We start from the raw sequence: 16,662 nt of genomic DNA on the forward strand, positions 1-16,662 counted from the left end.
CGGGATCCACCGCGGCAGCCGTGCCACGGGGCCGCTCAGCCGGCGCAGGGCCGAGGCCAGGGCATCAGCCACCGTCGACCGCCAGTCGGTAGCCCGCGCCGCGCACGGTCTCCAGCGCGGTGCGGCCGAAGGGCGCGTCGATCTTCCGGCGCACCGCGCTCACGTGAACCTCGACCACGTTCGGATCCCCGTCGAAGGCGCTGTCCCAGACCTGCTCCAGGATCTCCCGTTTGGGCACCACCTCGCCCGGCCGCCGGGCCAGGTACTCCAGGACCGCGAACTCCCGGGCGGTCAGTCGTATCTCCGTGCCGCCCCGGGCGCAGAAGTGCCGTGCGGGGTCGAGCGTCAGGTCGCCGAAGGTCATGGTCCGCGGGCCGCGGCGGCCCGTACGCCGGCCCAGGGCGCGGAGCCGGGCGACGAGCACGAGGTAGGAGAAGGGCTTGGACAGGAAGTCGTCGGCGCCGGTGTCCAGCGCCTCGGCCTCGTCGTACTCGCCGTCCTTCGCCGTGAGCATCAGGATCCCGGCCTCGTGGCCCGCGGCGCGCAACCGTGAGCAGACCCGGTAGCCGTTGAGGCCGGGCAGCATGATGTCGAGGACGATGAGGTCGTAATCGTGCTCGGAGGCCATCCACAGCCCCTGGAGCCCGTCGTGGGCCACGTCCACCGAGAACCCCTCCGACCGGAGCCCGCGCTGCAGGGCCAGGGCCAGCCGTCGTTCGTCCTCCACCACCAGTACGCGCATGGGAACAGGGTCTCAGGCGCCCCGGGCGGGTGGCTGAAGAGGTCTTCAGGTGGCTTCAGGTGGGCTTCAGCAAGCGCTCCGCATGCTCGGGGCCGAGCCGGGTGCGGTGCCCGGGTGCATGAGGAGTGCCGGTATGTCTGAGTTCTACCCGCCGTCGGAACCGTCGGAGCAGTCCGGGCAGCCCGAGCCCGCCCAGGAGGGCAAGCCCGGCGGGCGCAAGCGCCTGGCCCGGGTGCTGCCCCGGGGCAAGGGTGCGCGCTGGGCGGCCGCGGGTGTGGCCGCCGTGGCGATCGTGGGCGGCGGGGCGGCGGCGGTCGCCGTGGCCGACCACCACGAGCGGGCGGGCAAGGGCCACCGCGTCGAGTGGGCCGAGGGAGGTCACGAAGGCGGGCGCGGGCACGGCCGCGAGGGCGGCCCCGGCCGCGCCCACGAGGGCAAGGGCGAGCGCAAGGCCCACCAGCAGGGCGCTCCGAAGGTGCGCGAGGGCGCCGGCGTGCCCGGTGTCGCCCCGAAGCGGGCCGCCGCGCCCGCTCCGCTGCCCTCCCTGCCGATCGGGCAGGCCGCCGAGAAGGCTGCCGGCGCGGTCGGCGGCGGCAAGGTCGAGGCCCTGCGCCCGGTGGCCCAGGAGGGCGGCGGCAGCGCCTGGCTGGCGGTGGTCCTCGGCCCGGACGGCGTCCGGCACGCGGTGACCGTCTCGGGCTCCGAGGGCACGGTCAGCGGCAACGTCGTCATGGACGGCCGCCGGGCCCAGTAGGCCGGCTCCCCGCCCGCCACGGGCGGCCGTGTCGTGCCCGCCCTGCCCGCCCCGCGCGCTGCGCGCAGAATGAAGGGGACGTTCTCCGCCCCGGCGCGGGGCGGACGGCAGAGGAGGCCGCCGGTGCTGCCGTCGGATCAGCCGGGGGAGGCATGGGCACACGGCCCGATCCTGTCCGAACCGGGATCGCTGCTGGAGCACGTGGCCGTGGCCGTCTTCGGCATGGACGGCGAGGGCCGGGTCTGTTACTGGGGCCCCGGCGCAGAGGACCTCTTCGGCCACGCGGCCGCCGACATCCTCACCCGTCCCGCCGCACTCCTCTTTCCCCCCGTCGGCCCGGATGCGGCGCCGGCCGGCGCCGCATCCGACGGCTCCGACCCCGATCCCGCAGGCTCCGACCCCGCCCCCGCAGGCTCCGACCCCGCCCCAGGCCCGGCCGAACGCCTCGCCGAACGCGGCCGTACCCTCGGGTACTGGCGCGTGCGGCTGCCGGTCCTGCACCGGGACGGCTCCGTCTTCGACTGCGGGTTCCGCGTCTTCCCGGTGACCGGAACCGCCGGCGGCTCCGTGATCATGGGCCTGGTCAGCAGGAGCGACGAGCTCGACCGCGTCAAGGCGAACCTCGCCTTCCTCGACGCCCTCTTCGAGACCTGCCCCATCGGCCTGGTCATGCTCGACGAGGACCTGCGCTACGTCCACGTCAACCAGGCTCTGGCCGACATGGACGGGATCCCCGCCCGGGACCACCTCGGCCGCGCCGCCACCGAGATCATGAGCACCTCCGACGGCGGCGAGTTCGACCGCATGCTGCGCGCCGTCGCCGACGGGGGCAGCCCGCTGGTCGACACCCTGGTCGGACTGCGCACCCCGGGCCACCCCGACCGCGACCAGGTGCGTTCGTTCAGCCTCTTCCCGCTCAGCCGCGCGGTCGGCACCCGTTCCGGGGTGGGCGGACTGGTCGTGGACGTCACCGACCGGGAACGGGCGCTCCTGGAGGCGACGGCCGCCCGCAGGCGCCTCGACCTGCTGGACCGGGCGGCCGCCCGGATCGGCACCACCCTCGACGTGGGCACCACCGCCCGGGAACTGGTCGACGTCGCCGTCCCGGAGTTCTGTGACGGCTCGGTCGTCGAACTGGTGGAGTGGATGGACCCCACCGAGGCCTTCGATCCGCGGCTGCCCCTCTTCACCCGCCGGATCGCCGCACGGGCGACACTGTCGCCGCCCGCAGTCGAACAGCTCGCGGGCCTCGAACACGTGAAGTACCCGCCGGGCTCCAGCGTCCACCGGATGTTCGCCACCGGCCGCCCGCTCCACGTCCCCGTGGACGAGGACTTCACCGCCCGTACCATCGCGCACCCCGAGCGCGCCCGGGTGATCCTCGACAGCGGCCTGGTGAGCCTCCTGATCGCCCCGCTCGTCGCCCGCGGCACCGTCCAGGGCATCGCGATGTTCGGCCGGTCCGCCGACCGCCCCGCCTTCACCGAGCAGGACCTCAGCCTGGCCGGCGAACTCGCCTCCCGCGCCGCCCTGTGCCTGGACAACGCGCGCCTCTACAGCCAGGTCCAGGACATCGCCCTGACCCTGCAGCGCGCCCTGCTGCCCGACGCCCTGCAGCCCGGCCCCCACCTCACCGTCGCCCACCGCTACCTGCCCGGCAGCCGGGTCACCGAGGTCGGCGGCGACTGGTACGACGTGATCGGCCTGCCCGGCGACCGGGTCGCCCTCGTCGTCGGTGACGTCATGGGGCACGGCGTCCCGGCCGCCGCGTCGATGGGACGGCTGCGCATCACCGCGGAGGCGCTGGCCCGGCACGGCCCGGAGCCGCACGACCTGCTCACCGAACTCGACCTCTGCGCACGGGAGTCCGGCATCGAGCTGGCCACCTGCCTCTACGTGGCCTACGACCCCCACACCGGCGACGCCCGGATTTCCGGAGCCGGTCACCCCCCGCTCCTGGTGCGCCACCCGGACGGGACCGTGGAGACCCTCGCCGGCGCCATGGGCGTCCCCCTCGGGGTCGGCGGCGTCCCCTTCCGGACCTTGCGGACCCACCTTCCCGACGGCGCCGTCCTCGCCCTGTACACCGACGGTCTGATCGAGGTGCGCGGCCGGGACATCGACGCCGGACTGGCCGCGCTGCGCGCCGAACTGAGCCGCGCGGAAGGCTCGTTGGAGGAGACGGCGGACCGGATCCTGACGGCCCTGCTGCCCGCCGCGCCGACCGATGACACGGTCCTCGTCCTCGCCCGGATCCACGGGGCCCCCCGCCCCCGACCGACTGAAGTCAAGAAATCTTGACATGATGTCCGGGGTCCTTGGCACTCCCCATGTCTGGTCTTCTTGACATGGAGCGAGGGGGTCCGCCATGGCCGTCGAAGAGAGACGCTCGTGGATCATGCTGGTGGTCGCGGTGGTGTCGTACGCCGCGTACCTGTGTGCCGTGCTGTCCTGGCCCGAGGGCGTGCCGCTGGAGCAGGCCCCCTACGCCGCCGCCCTGCTGTGGTCGGTCGGGCTGTCGATCGTCGTCACGATCGCCGCCGGCATCGCCGTGGCCGTCGCCTCCGGCGAGGAGGGCAGGATCAAGGACCAGCGGGACCGGGAGATCCACCGCTTCGGCGAGTACGTCGGGCTGTCCTTCGTGGTGATGGGCGCCCTGACCGCACTGGGCCTGGCCATGGCCGAAGTGAAGCCCTTCTGGATCGCCAACGCCATCTACCTGTCCTTCGTCCTCTCCTCGGTCCTCGGCTCCACCGTCAAGCTCGTCTCCTACCGCCTCGGCTTCCACCCGTGGTGAGGCCGACCCGGGTCACCAACACCATCCGGGCGCAGCGCTTCGCCCACGGCGAGATGACCCAGGCCGAACTCGCCCGCCGGATCGGCGTCAGCCGCCAGACCGTGATCGCCATCGAACAGGGCCGCTACTCGCCCACGCTGGACATGGCCTTCCAGATCGCCGCGGTTTTCGGAGTCCCGCTCGACCAGGTGTTCCAGTACGCCACCACCCCCCGGTCAGAGGGAGACGCGCCATGAGAGCAGTGGTCCAGGACGTCTCCGGACCGCCCGAGGTCCTGCGCGTCGAAGAGGCCGAACGGCCCGTCCCCGGCCCCGGCGAGGTCCTCCTGAAGGTCCACGCCGCCGGGGTCGACCAGGGCGTCTGGCACCTCATGACGGGCCGCCCCTACCTGCTGCGCGCCCTGGGGTTCGGGCTGCGGGCCCCCAAGGTCCGCACACCCGGCCAGGACGCCGCGGGCCGGGTGGCGGAGGTGGGCCCCGGAGTGAGCGGACTGCGCCCCGGCGACGAGGTCTACGGGACGTGCTCGGGCGCCTTCGCCGAGTACGCCCTCGCCCGCGCCGACCGGATGGCACCGCGCCCGGCCCGCCTCACCGCCGAACAGGCCGCGGCCGTGCCCGTCTCCGCCTGCGCCGCCCTGCTGGCCGTGCGCGACCGCGGCCGGCTGGTGCCCGGCCAGAGCGTGCTCGTCCTCGGGGCGGCGGGCGGCGTCGGATCGTACGCCGTCCAGCCGGCCAGGGCCCTCGGCGCGGGCCGCGTCACCGGGGTGTGCGGCCCCGCCGAGGCGGACCTGGTCCGCTCCCTCGGAGCCGACGAGGTCCTCATCTACACCCGCGAGGACCCCACCGACGGCGGCCGGCACTACGACCTCATCGTGGACACCGGCGGCAACCGGCCCCTCAGCCGGCTGCGCCGGGCCCTCACCCCGCGCGGGACCCTCGTGATCGTCGGCGGTGAGGGCGGGGGGCGCTGGATCGGCGGCTTCGACCGGCTGCTGCGCGCCCAGTTGCTGTCCCCGTTCGTCCGCCGGCGCCTGTGCGGACTGGGCGCCGTCCCCCGCGCCGCCGAACTCGCCACCCTGGCCGGGCTGATCGACTCCGGCGCCGTGACCCCGGCCGTGGACCGCTCCTACCCCCTGGCCGAGGTCCCCGAGGCGATCCGCCGGCTGCGCTCCGGGGCCGCGCGCGGGAAGCTGGTCATCCGGATGTGAGCGTCCGGGCGGCGCGGCCGCGCGGGGCCGGACCTCAGCGGGCCGCGGTGAGCGCGGCCCCGTCCACGGCGTAGGGGGCGAAGCCGGAGTTGTTCTTGCAGCCGAGTTCCTCGAAGGTGCTGACCTTGGTCTGCGGGTCGGTGTGAGTCAGCCGGAACTTGCAGGCCCCCTTGATGTAGCGGCCCTTGACCCCGCCGGGGAAGTCCACCTCCTTGTTCCAGAGGTAGGGCGAGTTGTAGTTGTTGAGGCGGGCGGTGGCGTTCACGTCGATGCCGCCGGGCGCGTAGATCTCGTAGACCCAGCCGGTCTTCCCGCTGCCGTAGGTGGCGAACTTCTGGGCCACCCACTTCTCACAACTGGTGCTGAGGTGCGCGCTGTTCTGGCCACCGCCCTTGACGATGTACTCGGCGAGCGGGGTCACCTGCTCGCCCCGGGGCGTGAATCCGGTCTCGAAGATCTCGTCCACGGTCTCCCGGGTGTCGCCGCGCCACAGGGTGTTGACGTCCGAGCGCCACTGCCACCGCTCGTCCGCCGCGGCGGCGGCGACGGGGCGGGCCAGGGAGGGGTTGGTCGTCGTGCGCCACCAGTCCCAGGCGCGGTACTCGACCGTCGGCCCGCAGGGCGCGGTGAGCGGGTCGTCGTAGACGGCCGCCGCGGTGGCGGGGGAGACGGCGGCGGTGGCCGGGGAGACGGCGGCGGTGGAGGCGAGGGAAGCGAGGGAGACGGCGGCGAGCACCCGCAGAGCGGCCTGCAGCATGGTGAGGACCCATCAGTCGATCAATGTGACGGGCCCCTTTATAGGCGCGGGTGCCGGGCCGGGCCGGGGGCGGTGTGGCGGGTCCACCCACATGGGCGGATCAGTCGTACTGGGGAAAGGATCCGCCGCCCTGCCCCTGCCCCTGCCCCCTGCCCCTGCCCCCTGCCCCTGCCCCCTGCCCCCGCCCCTGCCCCTGCCCCTGCCCCTGGCCTGCGCCTGCCCTGCCCGGCCCTGTCCCCGGCCCGCCGCCCCCGGCCGCGGCTCCCCGGCCCACCGGCGCCGGAGCGGGTCAGGCGCCGCCGGCCCCCGCGGCCTCCGCCTCCAGCAGGCGGGCCGCCATCGCGCGCATCTCGATCTTGCGGATCTTCCCGGTGACGGTCATCGGGAACTCCTCCGCGACGTGGACGTAGCGGGGGATCTTGAAGTGGGCGAGCCGCCCCGCGCAGTACGCGCGCACGGCCTGCGCGGTCAGCGGCTCGGCCCCCTCGCGCATCCGCACCCACGCCATCAGCTCCTCCCCGTACTTCGGGTCGGGCACGCCGATGACCTGGACGTCCAGGACGTCGGGGTGGGCGTGGAGGAACTCCTCGATCTCGCGCGGGTAGAGGTTCTCGCCGCCCCGGATCACCATGTCCTTGATCCGGCCGGTGATGCTCAGGTAGCCGTCCCCGTCCATGACCGCCAGGTCGCCGGTGTGCATCCAGCCCTCCGGGTCGACGGCCTCGGCGGTCTTCTCCGGCTCGCCCCAGTAGCCGAGCATGACCGAGTAGCCACGGGTGCACAGTTCGCCCGGGGTACCGCGGGGGACGGTCCGGCCCGACTGCGGATCGACCACCTTGACCTCCAGGTGCGGGCCGACCCGGCCCACGGTGGACACCCGGCGCTCGACCGAGTCGTCCACCCGGGTCTGCGTGGACACGGGAGAGGTCTCCGTCATGCCGTAACAGATGGAGACCTCGGTCATCCCCATCCGCTCGATGACCTCGTTCATGACCTCCACCGGGCAGGGTGAACCCGCCATGATCCCGGTGCGCAGGCTCGACAGGTCGTACCCGTCGAAGCCGGGGGCGGCCAGCTCGGAGATGAACATGGTGGGGACGCCGTACAGCGAGGTGCAGGCCTCCGCCTCCACCGCGGCCAGGGTCGCCGACGGGTCGAAGGCGGGTGCGGGGATCACCATCGCCGCGCCGTGGCTGGTGCAGGCGAGGTTCCCCATCACCATCCCGAAACAGTGGTAGAAGGGCACCGGGATGCACACCCGGTCCCGCTCGTCGTACCCGCACAGCTCGCCGACGAAGAAGCCGTTGTTGAGGATGTTGTGGTGCGAGAGGGTGGCGCCCTTGGGGAAGCCCGTGGTGCCCGAGGTGTACTGGATGTTGATCGGGTCTTCCGGGGCCAGCGCGGCCCGCGCCCGCGCCAGCGCGTCCGGATCGGCCCCGCGCCCCCGTTCCAGCAGCGCCTCCCACTCGGGCCCGTCGAACAGGACGGTGAACTCCAGCCCCGGGCAGCGCGGCCGGACCTCCTCGATGATCGCCGCGTAGTCGGAGGTCTTGAAGCGCTCCGCCGCGACCAGCAGCCGGATGCCGGACTGGCCGAGTACGTACTCCAGCTCGTGGGAGCGGTACGCCGGGTTGACGGTGACCAGGATCGCCCCGATCTTCGCGGTGGCGTACTGCACCAGCGTCCACTCGGCGCGGTTGGGCGCCCAGATGCCGACCCGGTCGCCCCGGACGATCCCGAGGTCCAGCAGCCCGAGGGCGAGCACGTCCACCTCGGCGGCCAGCTCCGCGTACGTCCACCGGCGGCCGGCGGCCACGTCCACGAGGGCGTCCCGGCCGGGGAAGCGCCGCACAGTCCGGTCGAGGTTGTCCCCGATCGTCTCGCGGAGGAGCGGGACCCCGGAACTCCCGGACGCACGACTCGACGCTACGGACACACGTACCTCCTGCACTCGCTGCGGCGATGACGGCCAACGCGCGCCGCCCATGATCCCCTCCCGGCGGGCCGCAGCACCAGGGGTGCGGGGTGAGCCGGGGGTACGGCGTGGACCTGTAATCGAGCAGGTGTTCGGGTACGGGGGTAGGCTGGAACCATGCACGCACTCCAGGGCTCCCTCTTCGACCAGACCGACGAGATCCGGCTCGGACCGCTCTCGCCGGTGCGGCGGACCGGGCTGGGCGCCGGAGCCTGGGTCGACCGGCTCCCCGGCTGGCTCGCGGGCGCCGACGCCCTCTTCGAACGGCTCGCCGCAGGCGTGCCCTGGCGCGCCGAGCGCCGCCAGATGTACGACCGCCGGGTGGAGGTGCCCCGGCTGCTGGCCTCCTACGGGGCCGGCGAGCCCCTCCCGCACCCCGTGCTCACCGAGGCCCGCGAGGCCCTCGGCCGCCACTACGCGGCCGAACTCGGCGAACCCTTCGTCACCGCCGGACTCTGCCTCTACCGCGACGGCCGCGACAGCGTCGCCTGGCACGGCGACCGCACCGGCCGCTCCGCCACCGAGGACACCATGGTCGCGATCCTCTCCGTCGGAGACCCCCGCGACCTGGTCCTGCGCCCCCGCGACGGCGGCCCCACCCTGCTCCGGCTGCCGCTCGGCCACGGCGACCTCGTCGTGATGGGCGGCTCCTGCCAGCGCACCATGGAACACGCCGTCCCCAAGTCCGCCCGGGCCGTCGGCCCCCGGATCAGCATCCAGTTCCGCACCCGCGGCGTGATGTGAGCGGCGATGGCCGACCGGGCGGTGTGCAGCTGGTGGGCGGGACTCCCGCCCGCCGCGGGCGGCGCGGTCATGGCTCCCGGCATCCTCTCCGTCGGCCTCCAGCTGACCGGCCACACCGGGGCCTCGCTGGCCGCGCTGGCCATCGCAGGCGGGCTGTGGCTCCTGCTCGCCGCCGACTTCGCCATCCGGCTCGCCGCCGACCGCGGCCGCTTCCGCGCCCAGGCCGACACCCCGGCCGCCCTCACCGCCGTCGCCGCCACGACCGTGCTCGGCACCCGCCTCTCCCAGCTCGGACTCCAGGGCGCGGCCACCGCCCTGCTCGTCCTCGCCGCCCTGATCTGGCCCGGCCTCCTCTGTGCCRTCATGCGTCACTGGCACCACCGCATGCCCGGGGCCGCCTTCCTCGTCTGCGTCGCCACCCAGGGACTCGCCGTCCTGTCGGCCGCCCTCGCCGCCGCGTACCGCCTCGACTGGCTGTACCGGGCCGCCCTGGCCTGCTTCTGCCTCGGCGTCCTGCTGTACGTGATCGCCCTGCGCCGCTTCGACTTCCGCGAGGTGCTCGGCGGGGCCGGCGACCACTGGGTGGCGGGCGGCGCCCTGTCCATCACCGCCCTGGCCGGCGCCAAGCTCACCGCCGCCCCCCTGTGGACCGGCGCCCCGCACACGGCGCTGCGCACCGCCACCCTCGTGGCCCTGGCGATCTCCCTGGGCTGGTACGCCGTCCTGCTCGCCGCCGAAGTCCGCAGCCCCCGTACGCACTACGACATCCGCCGCTGGTCCACCGTCTTCCCGCTCGGCATGACGGCCACCGCCTGCCTCTCCGCCGCCGAACCCACCGGCGTGCCCCGGCTGCACCCCCTCGGCGAGGTGCTGCTCTGGATCGCGGTCGCCGCCTGGCTGCTCACCCTCGCGGCCTGGGCGGCGCAACCGCGCTGGCGGAGCCCCGGGCCGCTCAGTAGGGTCCGGGCATGGCCTACACGTTTCAGGTGACCATCGACTCCACCACACCGCACGCGCTCGCCGACTGGTGGGCCGAGGCCCTCGGCTGGGAAGTGGAACCGAGCGACGAGAAGTTCATCCGCGGCCAGATCGAGGCCGGCCACGCCACGGACGAGGACACCACCACCCACCGCGGCACGCTCGTCTGGAAGGCCGGCGCCGGCATCCGCCACCCCGACGGGCTGGACCGCGCCCCCCGGGTGCTCTTCCAGTTCGTACTGGAGCCCAAGACCGTCAAGAACCGCGTCCACCTCGACGTCCGCACCGGCGAGGACGACCCCGAGGCCCTCGTCGAGCGCCTCCTGTCCAAGGGCGCCACCCGCCTCCACGAGGGCCGACAGGGCCCCTTCGCCTGGACCACCCTCGCCGACCCGGAGGGCAACGAACTCTGCGTCTCCCACTAGGCCCCGTCGGCGCGCGTCCGGCCCGGATCAGGGCCCGCTCCGGGTGGGCCGGACTCCACCGCGACGGCGCGGCCCGAAGAGCACATCCGTCACGGCACCGGCCGACGTAGGCTGCGTCCGTGAACGTCATCCTCCTCGGCGCAACCGGAATGATCGGGCGCGGAGTCCTGCGCGAGTGCCTGCGCGACGACTCCGTCACCCGGGTCCTCGCGATCGGCCGCACCCCGCTCGGGGTCACCCACCCCAAACTCCGCGAACACGTCGTACGCGACCCCTCGGACCTCTCCGGCCTCGCCGCCGAACTGCCGGAGTACGACGCCTGCTTCTTCTGCCTGGGCGTCTCCTCCGTCGGCATGAAGGAGGAGGCCTACCGCCGCGTCACCTACGACCTCACCCTCGCCGTGGCCCGCCCCCTCGCCGCCGCCAACACCCGACTGACCTTCGTCTACGTCTCCGGCGAGGGCACCGACAGCACCGAGCGGGGCCGCTCCATGTGGGCCCGGGTCAAGGGCCGGACCGAGAACGACCTGCTCGCCCTGCCCTTCCGGGCCTACATGTTCCGCCCCGGCCTGGTCCAGCCCGTCAGCGCAATGCCCTCCAAGACCCCGCTGTACCGCGCCGGGTACGTGCTCACCGCACCGCTGTTCCCGCTCCTGCGCAGGTTCGCGCCGAACCTGGTCACCACCACCGAGGCCATCGGTCGCGCCATGATCGCGGTAGCCACCCCCGCGACCGCGCCCAGCGACCGGATCCTGCGCCCCCGCGACATCAACCACATGGGCTCGCAACCGTCGTGACCAGTCATAATTGACTACCGGCCCACCCCTCCCGCACGTGAGAATGGACCATCTCGAACCGGGAGGAACCCCATGAGCCAGGACCGCCTGACTCTGCACGACCTGCTGCCCGCCCAGGAACTGGCGGCAGCCATCGACGCCGGGCACGTGACCCGCAAGCCACACCCCGAACTGCCGCTGTCCATCTACACGTACACGCGCACCGCGCAGTACGAGCAGATCTGGAACCGGGTCACGACGCGCTGCCGCGGCCTCGTCGCCGACGACACCACCGGAGCGGTCGTCGCCCTGCCCCTGCCGAAGTTCTTCAACGTCGGCGAGCACGAGCAGGGCCGGCCCTACGCGCCCGCCCTGCCCGACGAGCCGTTCGAGGTGTACGACAAGGTCGACGGCAGCCTGGCCGTGGTCTTCCACTACGCGGACCACTGGCGGGTCGCCTCCAAGGGCTCCTTCATCAGCGCCCAGGCCACCTGGGGACAGCGCCGCCTCGACTCCCGGGACACCGCGGCCCTCGTGCCCGGCGTGACCTACCTCGCCGAGATCCTCTACCCCCAGAACCGCATCGTCGTCGACTACGGCGACCGCCGGGACCTCGTCCTGCTCGCGGCCTACGGCCCGGACGGCACCGAGGTGCCGCTCGCCGAGGTTGCCGCGCACTGGCGGGACATCGGCTCGGTCGTCACCGTCTGGCCCGCCATGCCGCTCGCCGAACTCCTCGCGCTCACCGAGGCCAACGCCCTCCCCGGAGGGGAGCGGGCGAGCGGAACCGACGCCGAGGGCTTCGTTCTGCGCTTCGCGTCCGGCGTCCGCGCCAAGGCCAAGCTCGGCGAGTACGTACGCCTCCACCGGCTGCTCACCCGCGTCACCGAGCGGGACATCTGGCGCAGCCACGGCGTGCAGCGCTTCGCAGGACTGCCCGCCAAGCAGCTCGCCCAGGGCCTCAACTGCACCGTCGCGGACATCGAGGCCTGCGGCGGCAAGCCGCTCGACGAGCTCCTCCAGCAGGTCCCGGACGAGTTCGACGCCTGGGTGCGCGCCGTGATCGACCGCCTGGAGGAGGAGGCCGTCCGCCGCGAGCGGGAGATCGACGAGGCCTTCGCCGCCGTGGCCCACCTGGCCGGCGACCGGGGCGCCTTCGCCCGCGCCGTACGGGAGGTCCCCGACGCCGGGCTGCGCCCCGCCCTCTTCCTGAGGCTCGACGGCCGCAGCACGGAACTGGTCTCCTGGCGGGCCGTCCGGCCCGAGACATCCGACCCCTACACCACCGACGAGGAGAACTGACCGGTGTCCGAAGAACAGCCCGCACTCCCCGTGGTCCACGTCATGACGGGATTGCCGGCCTCGGGCAAGACGACCGCCGCGCGCGCCCTCCAGGCTGAGGCCGGCGGGCGCATGCGCCGGGTCAACCTCGACGACCTGCGCGCCATGCTCGACCTCCCCGATCCCGAGCGCGGCCGCTCGTACAAGCACGAGCAGACCGTCCTGGCCGTCCAGGACGCCGCGGTGATCGCGGCCGTCGAGGACGGTTTCGACGTGGTCGTCGACAACACGCATCTGACGCCCCACATCCCCAAGCGCCTCAAGGCCGCGGTCGCGGGGCGCGCGATCTTCGTCGTGCACGACTTCACCGACGTGTCGGTCGAGGAGTGCGTGGCCAGGGACGCAGCGCGGGAGCGGCAGGTCGGCGGGGAGATCATCCGCATCCTCGCGGACAAGCACCAGCGGTCCCGCAAGGGCGGCTGGCGGCTCACCGCCGAGTGGCTCAACGACCAGCCGCCGGTCGCACCGTACGTGGCCGACCCGGCGCTGCCCGCCGCCGTGATGTGCGACATCGACGGAACGCTCGCGCTGACCGGCGACCGTCACGTCTACGACTTCACGCGCTGCGGCCTCGACCTGCTCAACGAGCCGGTGCGGTACGCGCTGGACGCCTTCAAGCGGGCCGGGCAGGACACCGTCGTACTGCTCTCCGGGCGCAGCGAGGACCACCGCGCGGAGACGGAGGAGTGGCTGGCACGGCACGAGGTGCCGTACGACGAGCTGTGGATGCGCGCGTCCGGGGACCAGCGCCGCGACGACGTGGTGAAGGCCGAACTCTTCGACGCGCACGTCCGCCACCGCTACGCCGTCCGCGTCTCCCTCGACGACCGCGACCGGGTGGTCGCCGTCTGGCGCCGGATGGGCCTGCCCACCTGGCAGGTCAACTACGGGGACTTCTGAGCGCGGTGGAGACCCTGCTGATCGTGGACGCCGCCAACGTCGTGGGGTCCGTGCCCGACGGCTGGTGGCGGGACCGGCGCGGGGCCGCGGAGCGGCTGCGCGACCGGCTGGCGCTGCGCGGGGCGGGGGAGGAGATCGTCCTGGTGGTCGAGGGAGCCGCCCGCGGCGTCGCGTCCGTGCCCGGCGTACGGGTCGACGCGGCGCCCGGCAGCGGAGACGACCGGATCGTGGAGCTGGTCGCGGCCGCCGCCGGGCGGCCCTGCGTGGTGGTCACGRCGGACCGGGAACTGCGGGAGCGGGTGCGGGCGTACGGCGCCGAGTGCTCGGGGCCCCGTACCGTACGCCCGGCGCAGTGACCCGGAAGGTCAGCGGCACCACTTCACGGGGGTGATGTCCTTGACGTAACGGGCCGAGACCCAGGCCTGCCCGTACTTCGCGCGGTCCATGCGGACGTGGTCGTCGCCGCTGCCCTCGGTTCCGTCCTGCATGTCCTCGTCCCTGCCGTCGACACCGTCGGCGCCGTCGCTGCCGTCGGCGGGCTCACGCTCGTCCTTGCGCTGGTCCAGCAGGTACCAGATGTTGTTGCCGTCGACCCGCTCGCCGCGCTTCTTGCACTCGATGGCGAGCTTCTCGTGCGGGTGCACCTTGCCCACGACCTTCGCGTGCGTGCTCGGGTGGCTGCGGACCTTGAGCGGTCCGCGCGAGATGACCTTGCCCAGGGCGTGCCTGGGCTTGGGGTAGACACCGGGCTCGTCGTACTGGGGGTCGTCGTCGGCCGCGTGCATCCGGGCCGGGCCGTCGTCCATCGGACCCTGGTCCGCGACGGCCGCACCCGCACCTGCCAGGCCGAGCACCAGGCTTCCGGCGGAGAGGGCGAGGACGATCCTGGTGGGCTTCAGCATGAGCCGACTCCTCTACGAAGACTTCCGCCCGGCCCGCGCAACGCGGCCGGGGCGGCAACCTGGCGGCTGCCAGGGACGACTATGGCGGCGGTGCGTCACGGGGTTCCCGCGACGCACCGCTCGATAGCCCGATTCGCCCAATGCCCGGCGCGACCCTCTCGTCCCCGGTCCTCATATGCACGGTGCTCCCCGGTGCCCGGCGCGTCTCCGTACATCTTGATCACGTCGTTGATGAAGTGCCGTGTCTCGGACGGGCTGAGCGCCTGTGCCTGAAGGTGGTCGTACATGATGTGGTACATGCGCTGGTCGGAGTGTTTCTCCAGGTAGAGGTCGCCGGTGAAGCGCTCCAGGTAGACGACCCCCGCGTCGGTGTCGGGGAACGTGAGGGTGGAGAACTGTCCCGTGACCCCCGGGTGGGCTCCGGCGCTGTGCGGGAGGACCTGCACGGTGATGTGCGGCTGTGCGCCGAGAGCGTTCAGGTGCTCCAGTTGCTCGCGCATGACGTCGCGGTCGCCGACGGTGCGGTGCAGCACGGATTCGTCCAGGACGGTCCATAAGCGGAGCGGCCGGGCGGGGTGATGGGCGCGGTGCTGGCGCCGCAGCCGCACGTCCAGACGGACCGCGGCCTGCTCGGTCGGAGGGCGGGGGATGGTCGCCGCGATGATCGCGGCCGCGTAGGCGCGGGTCTGGAGCAGCCCGGGGATGACCAGCGGCTCGTAGGAGTGGATGGCGGAGGCCTCCGTCTCCAGGCCGATGTACACGCCGTAGGGGACTTCCCCGCAGGCGACCCACCAGCCCTGCCGGGCCGATTCGCTCGCCATGCGCATGAGCGAGTCGATGACCCCGAGGTCGGCGACTCCGTAGAGTCGGCACAGATCGCGCACGTCACGCGGATTGATGGGGCGGCGGCCGGTCTCGATGAGGCTGATCTTGGGCTGGGACACGAGCAGATGCTTCGCCACCTGCACGGACGTCATTCCCGCTGCCCGGCGGAGCTGGCGGAGCTCGGCGCCGAGGCGGCGCCTTCTGACCGTGGGACTTCCGTTCGCCGTCACCGGCGGGCACCTCCAGCTCAAGGACCTCCACGCGGGCCCCGTCGCCCCACGGCCGACATCGGCAAACGAATTCTGCATAACCGGCCCGACCCACAGCGCATCAGGACGACGACACCACCTGTTCGGACTACAGCAGGAGGTGCGCGCGTCTCTTTTCCGGTAATGAGGTGGCGGGGGGTGGCGGGGGGTGGCGCGAACCCGGGGCCGCCGTGGCGTCCGCCCCGCAGCGGTGCTGCGGGGCACGTGCCGGGGCGGGGGTCAGGAGGTGCCGGAGATCCACCGTCGGACGGCCGCGTGGGTGACGTCGTCGAGTGCGCAGAGCACTTCGATGGCACGGAGATCGGCGGCGAGCGGCCGGATGCCCGCTGTGGTCAGGCAGGCGTACAGGTCGAGGCGCCGGCGTTCTTCGGGACCCGGGCGGCGCGGAGGGGGCCCGGAGCCGGGTAACGGTTCACCGGCACTCGTTTCCCCGGAGTCCGATAAGCCCCACATGCCCGGGAACCGATAGGGGTCCAGTTTCCTTCGGGGCATCCACGGGATGTGGGATCCACGCTGCCACGCATTCATGCGAGAACCTCCGTGAGTGTGTCACTTGTGGCGCTGGAGCGGCGGCGTGCCCGTGCGGCACGGCTCCGGCGGCCGGCCGGGTGTCCGCGGATCGGCGGGGGTTCACCGTTGCTGGTCCTGCAGGGCGCGGGCCCCGGCTGCGATGACCTCGGCGAGCCGGTTGGCCAGGTCCGTGCTGCACCCTCCGAGCCGGACGAGGCCGCGGCAGCCCACCGGTCCGTCGTTGCTGAGCGAGGGAAGGACCAGGCCGGCGAGGGCCAGTGCGGCCTTGAGGTGGGTGACTGCTGCCTCACCGGCCTGGTACGCGGCGTCCTGCTTGCGCTGGTACCGGATGCGTTCGGCGCGGGTGAGATCGTGGACCACGATGCTGTCCTTTCGTGATGGACGGGGGAACGGGACGCTGAAGCGCGTTGCCGGTTCGGGTGCTTCGGGTGCTTCGGGTGCTTCGGGAGAGGGCGGGGAGGTTCGGACGGTTCGGGAGCTGCGGGCGGTCGTCCTCCGGGCCGCGGTCGGCCGGGCCCGGGTCCGCCCCCGGAGACGTGGCCGTTCCGTGCGGCAGACCCGTTGGGCTGAGAGCGTGCGCAGCCCGTGACCTATCGGATTCGGTCTTCGTTCCTGAGATGGCAGTGATCATGCTCGTGGGGATCCGGAAAGGACCGATGTCCGAGAGGTTGGCGATACCCGGCTGCCGTGCGCGGCGGTTCAGCGGCGCCGCGCTCCGCGGAGCCCCGCGGCGGACCGC

General features: G+C 73.2%; 18 protein-coding genes. 12 read left to right on the top strand and 6 right to left on the bottom strand.

Translation table 11 applies throughout. The features are described 5' to 3' along the window. Positions 1 to 64: 64 nt before the first annotated feature. Positions 65 to 742, bottom strand: a complete 678-nt coding sequence (locus AB4039_RS06235; protein ID WP_266846656.1) for a response regulator transcription factor — start codon at positions 740 to 742, stop codon at positions 65 to 67. A gap of 133 nt (positions 743 to 875) precedes the next feature. Between AB4039_RS06235 and AB4039_RS06240 the strand changes: the two genes are divergently transcribed. The 5 genes from AB4039_RS06240 (at position 876) to AB4039_RS06260 (ending at position 5,500) form a co-directional block, all read left to right on the top strand. After that, a complete protein-coding gene (locus AB4039_RS06240; RefSeq protein WP_266846657.1) occupies positions 876 to 1,496 on the top strand; it encodes a hypothetical protein in 621 nt (206 codons plus the stop codon). A 126-nt stretch (positions 1,497 to 1,622) separates the two neighbouring features. Continuing rightward, entirely contained in the window at positions 1,623 to 3,797 is a 2,175-nt protein-coding gene (locus AB4039_RS06245) for a SpoIIE family protein phosphatase (RefSeq protein WP_442270264.1), read from the top strand. 67 nt (positions 3,798 to 3,864) lie between these two features. Further along, the gene (locus AB4039_RS06250; RefSeq protein ID WP_442270206.1) at positions 3,865 to 4,293 is read left to right on the top strand and encodes a hypothetical protein; all 429 of its coding nucleotides are present in this window, start codon (positions 3,865 to 3,867) and stop codon (positions 4,291 to 4,293) included. Next, complete coding sequence (locus tag AB4039_RS06255; RefSeq protein ID WP_442270207.1) at positions 4,287 to 4,529, top strand: helix-turn-helix transcriptional regulator; 243 nt, start codon at positions 4,287 to 4,289, stop codon at positions 4,527 to 4,529. The genes AB4039_RS06250 and AB4039_RS06255 overlap by 7 nt, the downstream gene beginning before the upstream one ends. Further along, the gene (locus AB4039_RS06260) at positions 4,526 to 5,500 is read left to right on the top strand and encodes an NAD(P)-dependent alcohol dehydrogenase (protein ID WP_442270208.1); all 975 of its coding nucleotides are present in this window, start codon (positions 4,526 to 4,528) and stop codon (positions 5,498 to 5,500) included. Before AB4039_RS06255 ends, AB4039_RS06260 begins: the two co-directional genes overlap by 4 nt. A 34-nt stretch (positions 5,501 to 5,534) precedes the next feature. Here AB4039_RS06260 and AB4039_RS06265 read toward each other — a convergent pair whose 3' ends face one another. Beyond that, positions 5,535 to 6,257, bottom strand: coding sequence for a scabin-related ADP-ribosyltransferase (locus AB4039_RS06265; RefSeq protein ID WP_442270209.1), 723 nt, complete (start codon positions 6,255 to 6,257; stop codon positions 5,535 to 5,537). A 289-nt stretch (positions 6,258 to 6,546) separates the two neighbouring features. Beyond that, positions 6,547 to 8,244, bottom strand: coding sequence for an AMP-binding protein (locus AB4039_RS06270; protein WP_442270210.1), 1,698 nt, complete (start codon positions 8,242 to 8,244; stop codon positions 6,547 to 6,549). 105 nt (positions 8,245 to 8,349) lie between these two features. On the opposite strand from AB4039_RS06270, the gene AB4039_RS06275 reads away from it, so the two are divergent. The 7 genes from AB4039_RS06275 (at position 8,350) to AB4039_RS06305 (ending at position 13,752) form a co-directional block, all read left to right on the top strand. After that, positions 8,350 to 8,976: an alpha-ketoglutarate-dependent dioxygenase AlkB gene (locus tag AB4039_RS06275; protein ID WP_442270211.1), complete on the top strand. Its 627-nt coding sequence runs from the start codon at positions 8,350 to 8,352 to the stop codon at positions 8,974 to 8,976. A gap of 6 nt (positions 8,977 to 8,982) precedes the next feature. After that, complete coding sequence (locus tag AB4039_RS06280) at positions 8,983 to 9,966, top strand: tellurite resistance/C4-dicarboxylate transporter family protein (RefSeq protein WP_442270212.1); 984 nt, start codon at positions 8,983 to 8,985, stop codon at positions 9,964 to 9,966. Next, positions 9,945 to 10,379 (top strand): VOC family protein, encoded by a 435-nt coding sequence (locus tag AB4039_RS06285; protein ID WP_266846669.1) that lies wholly within the window; start codon positions 9,945 to 9,947, stop codon positions 10,377 to 10,379. The genes AB4039_RS06280 and AB4039_RS06285 overlap by 22 nt, the downstream gene beginning before the upstream one ends. A gap of 119 nt (positions 10,380 to 10,498) precedes the next feature. Next, complete coding sequence (locus tag AB4039_RS06290; protein WP_266846671.1) at positions 10,499 to 11,176, top strand: epimerase; 678 nt, start codon at positions 10,499 to 10,501, stop codon at positions 11,174 to 11,176. Between the two features lie 72 nt (positions 11,177 to 11,248). Then, positions 11,249 to 12,457 (top strand): RNA ligase, encoded by a 1,209-nt coding sequence (locus AB4039_RS06295; RefSeq protein ID WP_266846673.1) that lies wholly within the window; start codon positions 11,249 to 11,251, stop codon positions 12,455 to 12,457. 3 nt (positions 12,458 to 12,460) lie between these two features. Further along, entirely contained in the window at positions 12,461 to 13,396 is a 936-nt protein-coding gene (locus AB4039_RS06300) for a phosphatase domain-containing protein (protein WP_442270213.1), read from the top strand. A gap of 5 nt (positions 13,397 to 13,401) precedes the next feature. Continuing rightward, positions 13,402 to 13,752: an NTP pyrophosphohydrolase gene (locus tag AB4039_RS06305; protein ID WP_442270214.1), complete on the top strand. Its 351-nt coding sequence runs from the start codon at positions 13,402 to 13,404 to the stop codon at positions 13,750 to 13,752. A gap of 9 nt (positions 13,753 to 13,761) precedes the next feature. Here AB4039_RS06305 and AB4039_RS06310 read toward each other — a convergent pair whose 3' ends face one another. From AB4039_RS06310 to AB4039_RS06320, 3 genes are all read right to left on the bottom strand, one after another. Further along, the gene (locus tag AB4039_RS06310) at positions 13,762 to 14,298 is read right to left on the bottom strand and encodes a hypothetical protein (RefSeq protein WP_442270215.1); all 537 of its coding nucleotides are present in this window, start codon (positions 14,296 to 14,298) and stop codon (positions 13,762 to 13,764) included. Positions 14,299 to 14,393: 95 nt separating this feature from the next. After that, positions 14,394 to 15,353 carry a helix-turn-helix domain-containing protein gene (locus AB4039_RS06315; RefSeq protein ID WP_266846678.1) on the bottom strand — a complete coding sequence of 320 codons (960 nt, stop codon included), beginning with the start codon at positions 15,351 to 15,353 and terminating at the stop codon, positions 14,394 to 14,396. A gap of 669 nt (positions 15,354 to 16,022) precedes the next feature. Beyond that, positions 16,023 to 16,283, bottom strand: a complete 261-nt coding sequence (locus AB4039_RS06320) for a hypothetical protein (protein WP_266846680.1) — start codon at positions 16,281 to 16,283, stop codon at positions 16,023 to 16,025. Between the last annotated feature and the right edge of the window lie 379 nt (positions 16,284 to 16,662).

The sequence above is a fragment of the Streptomyces sp. M-16 genome, assembly GCF_052114405.1.
GTDB lineage: Bacteria > Actinomycetota > Actinomycetes > Streptomycetales > Streptomycetaceae > Streptomyces.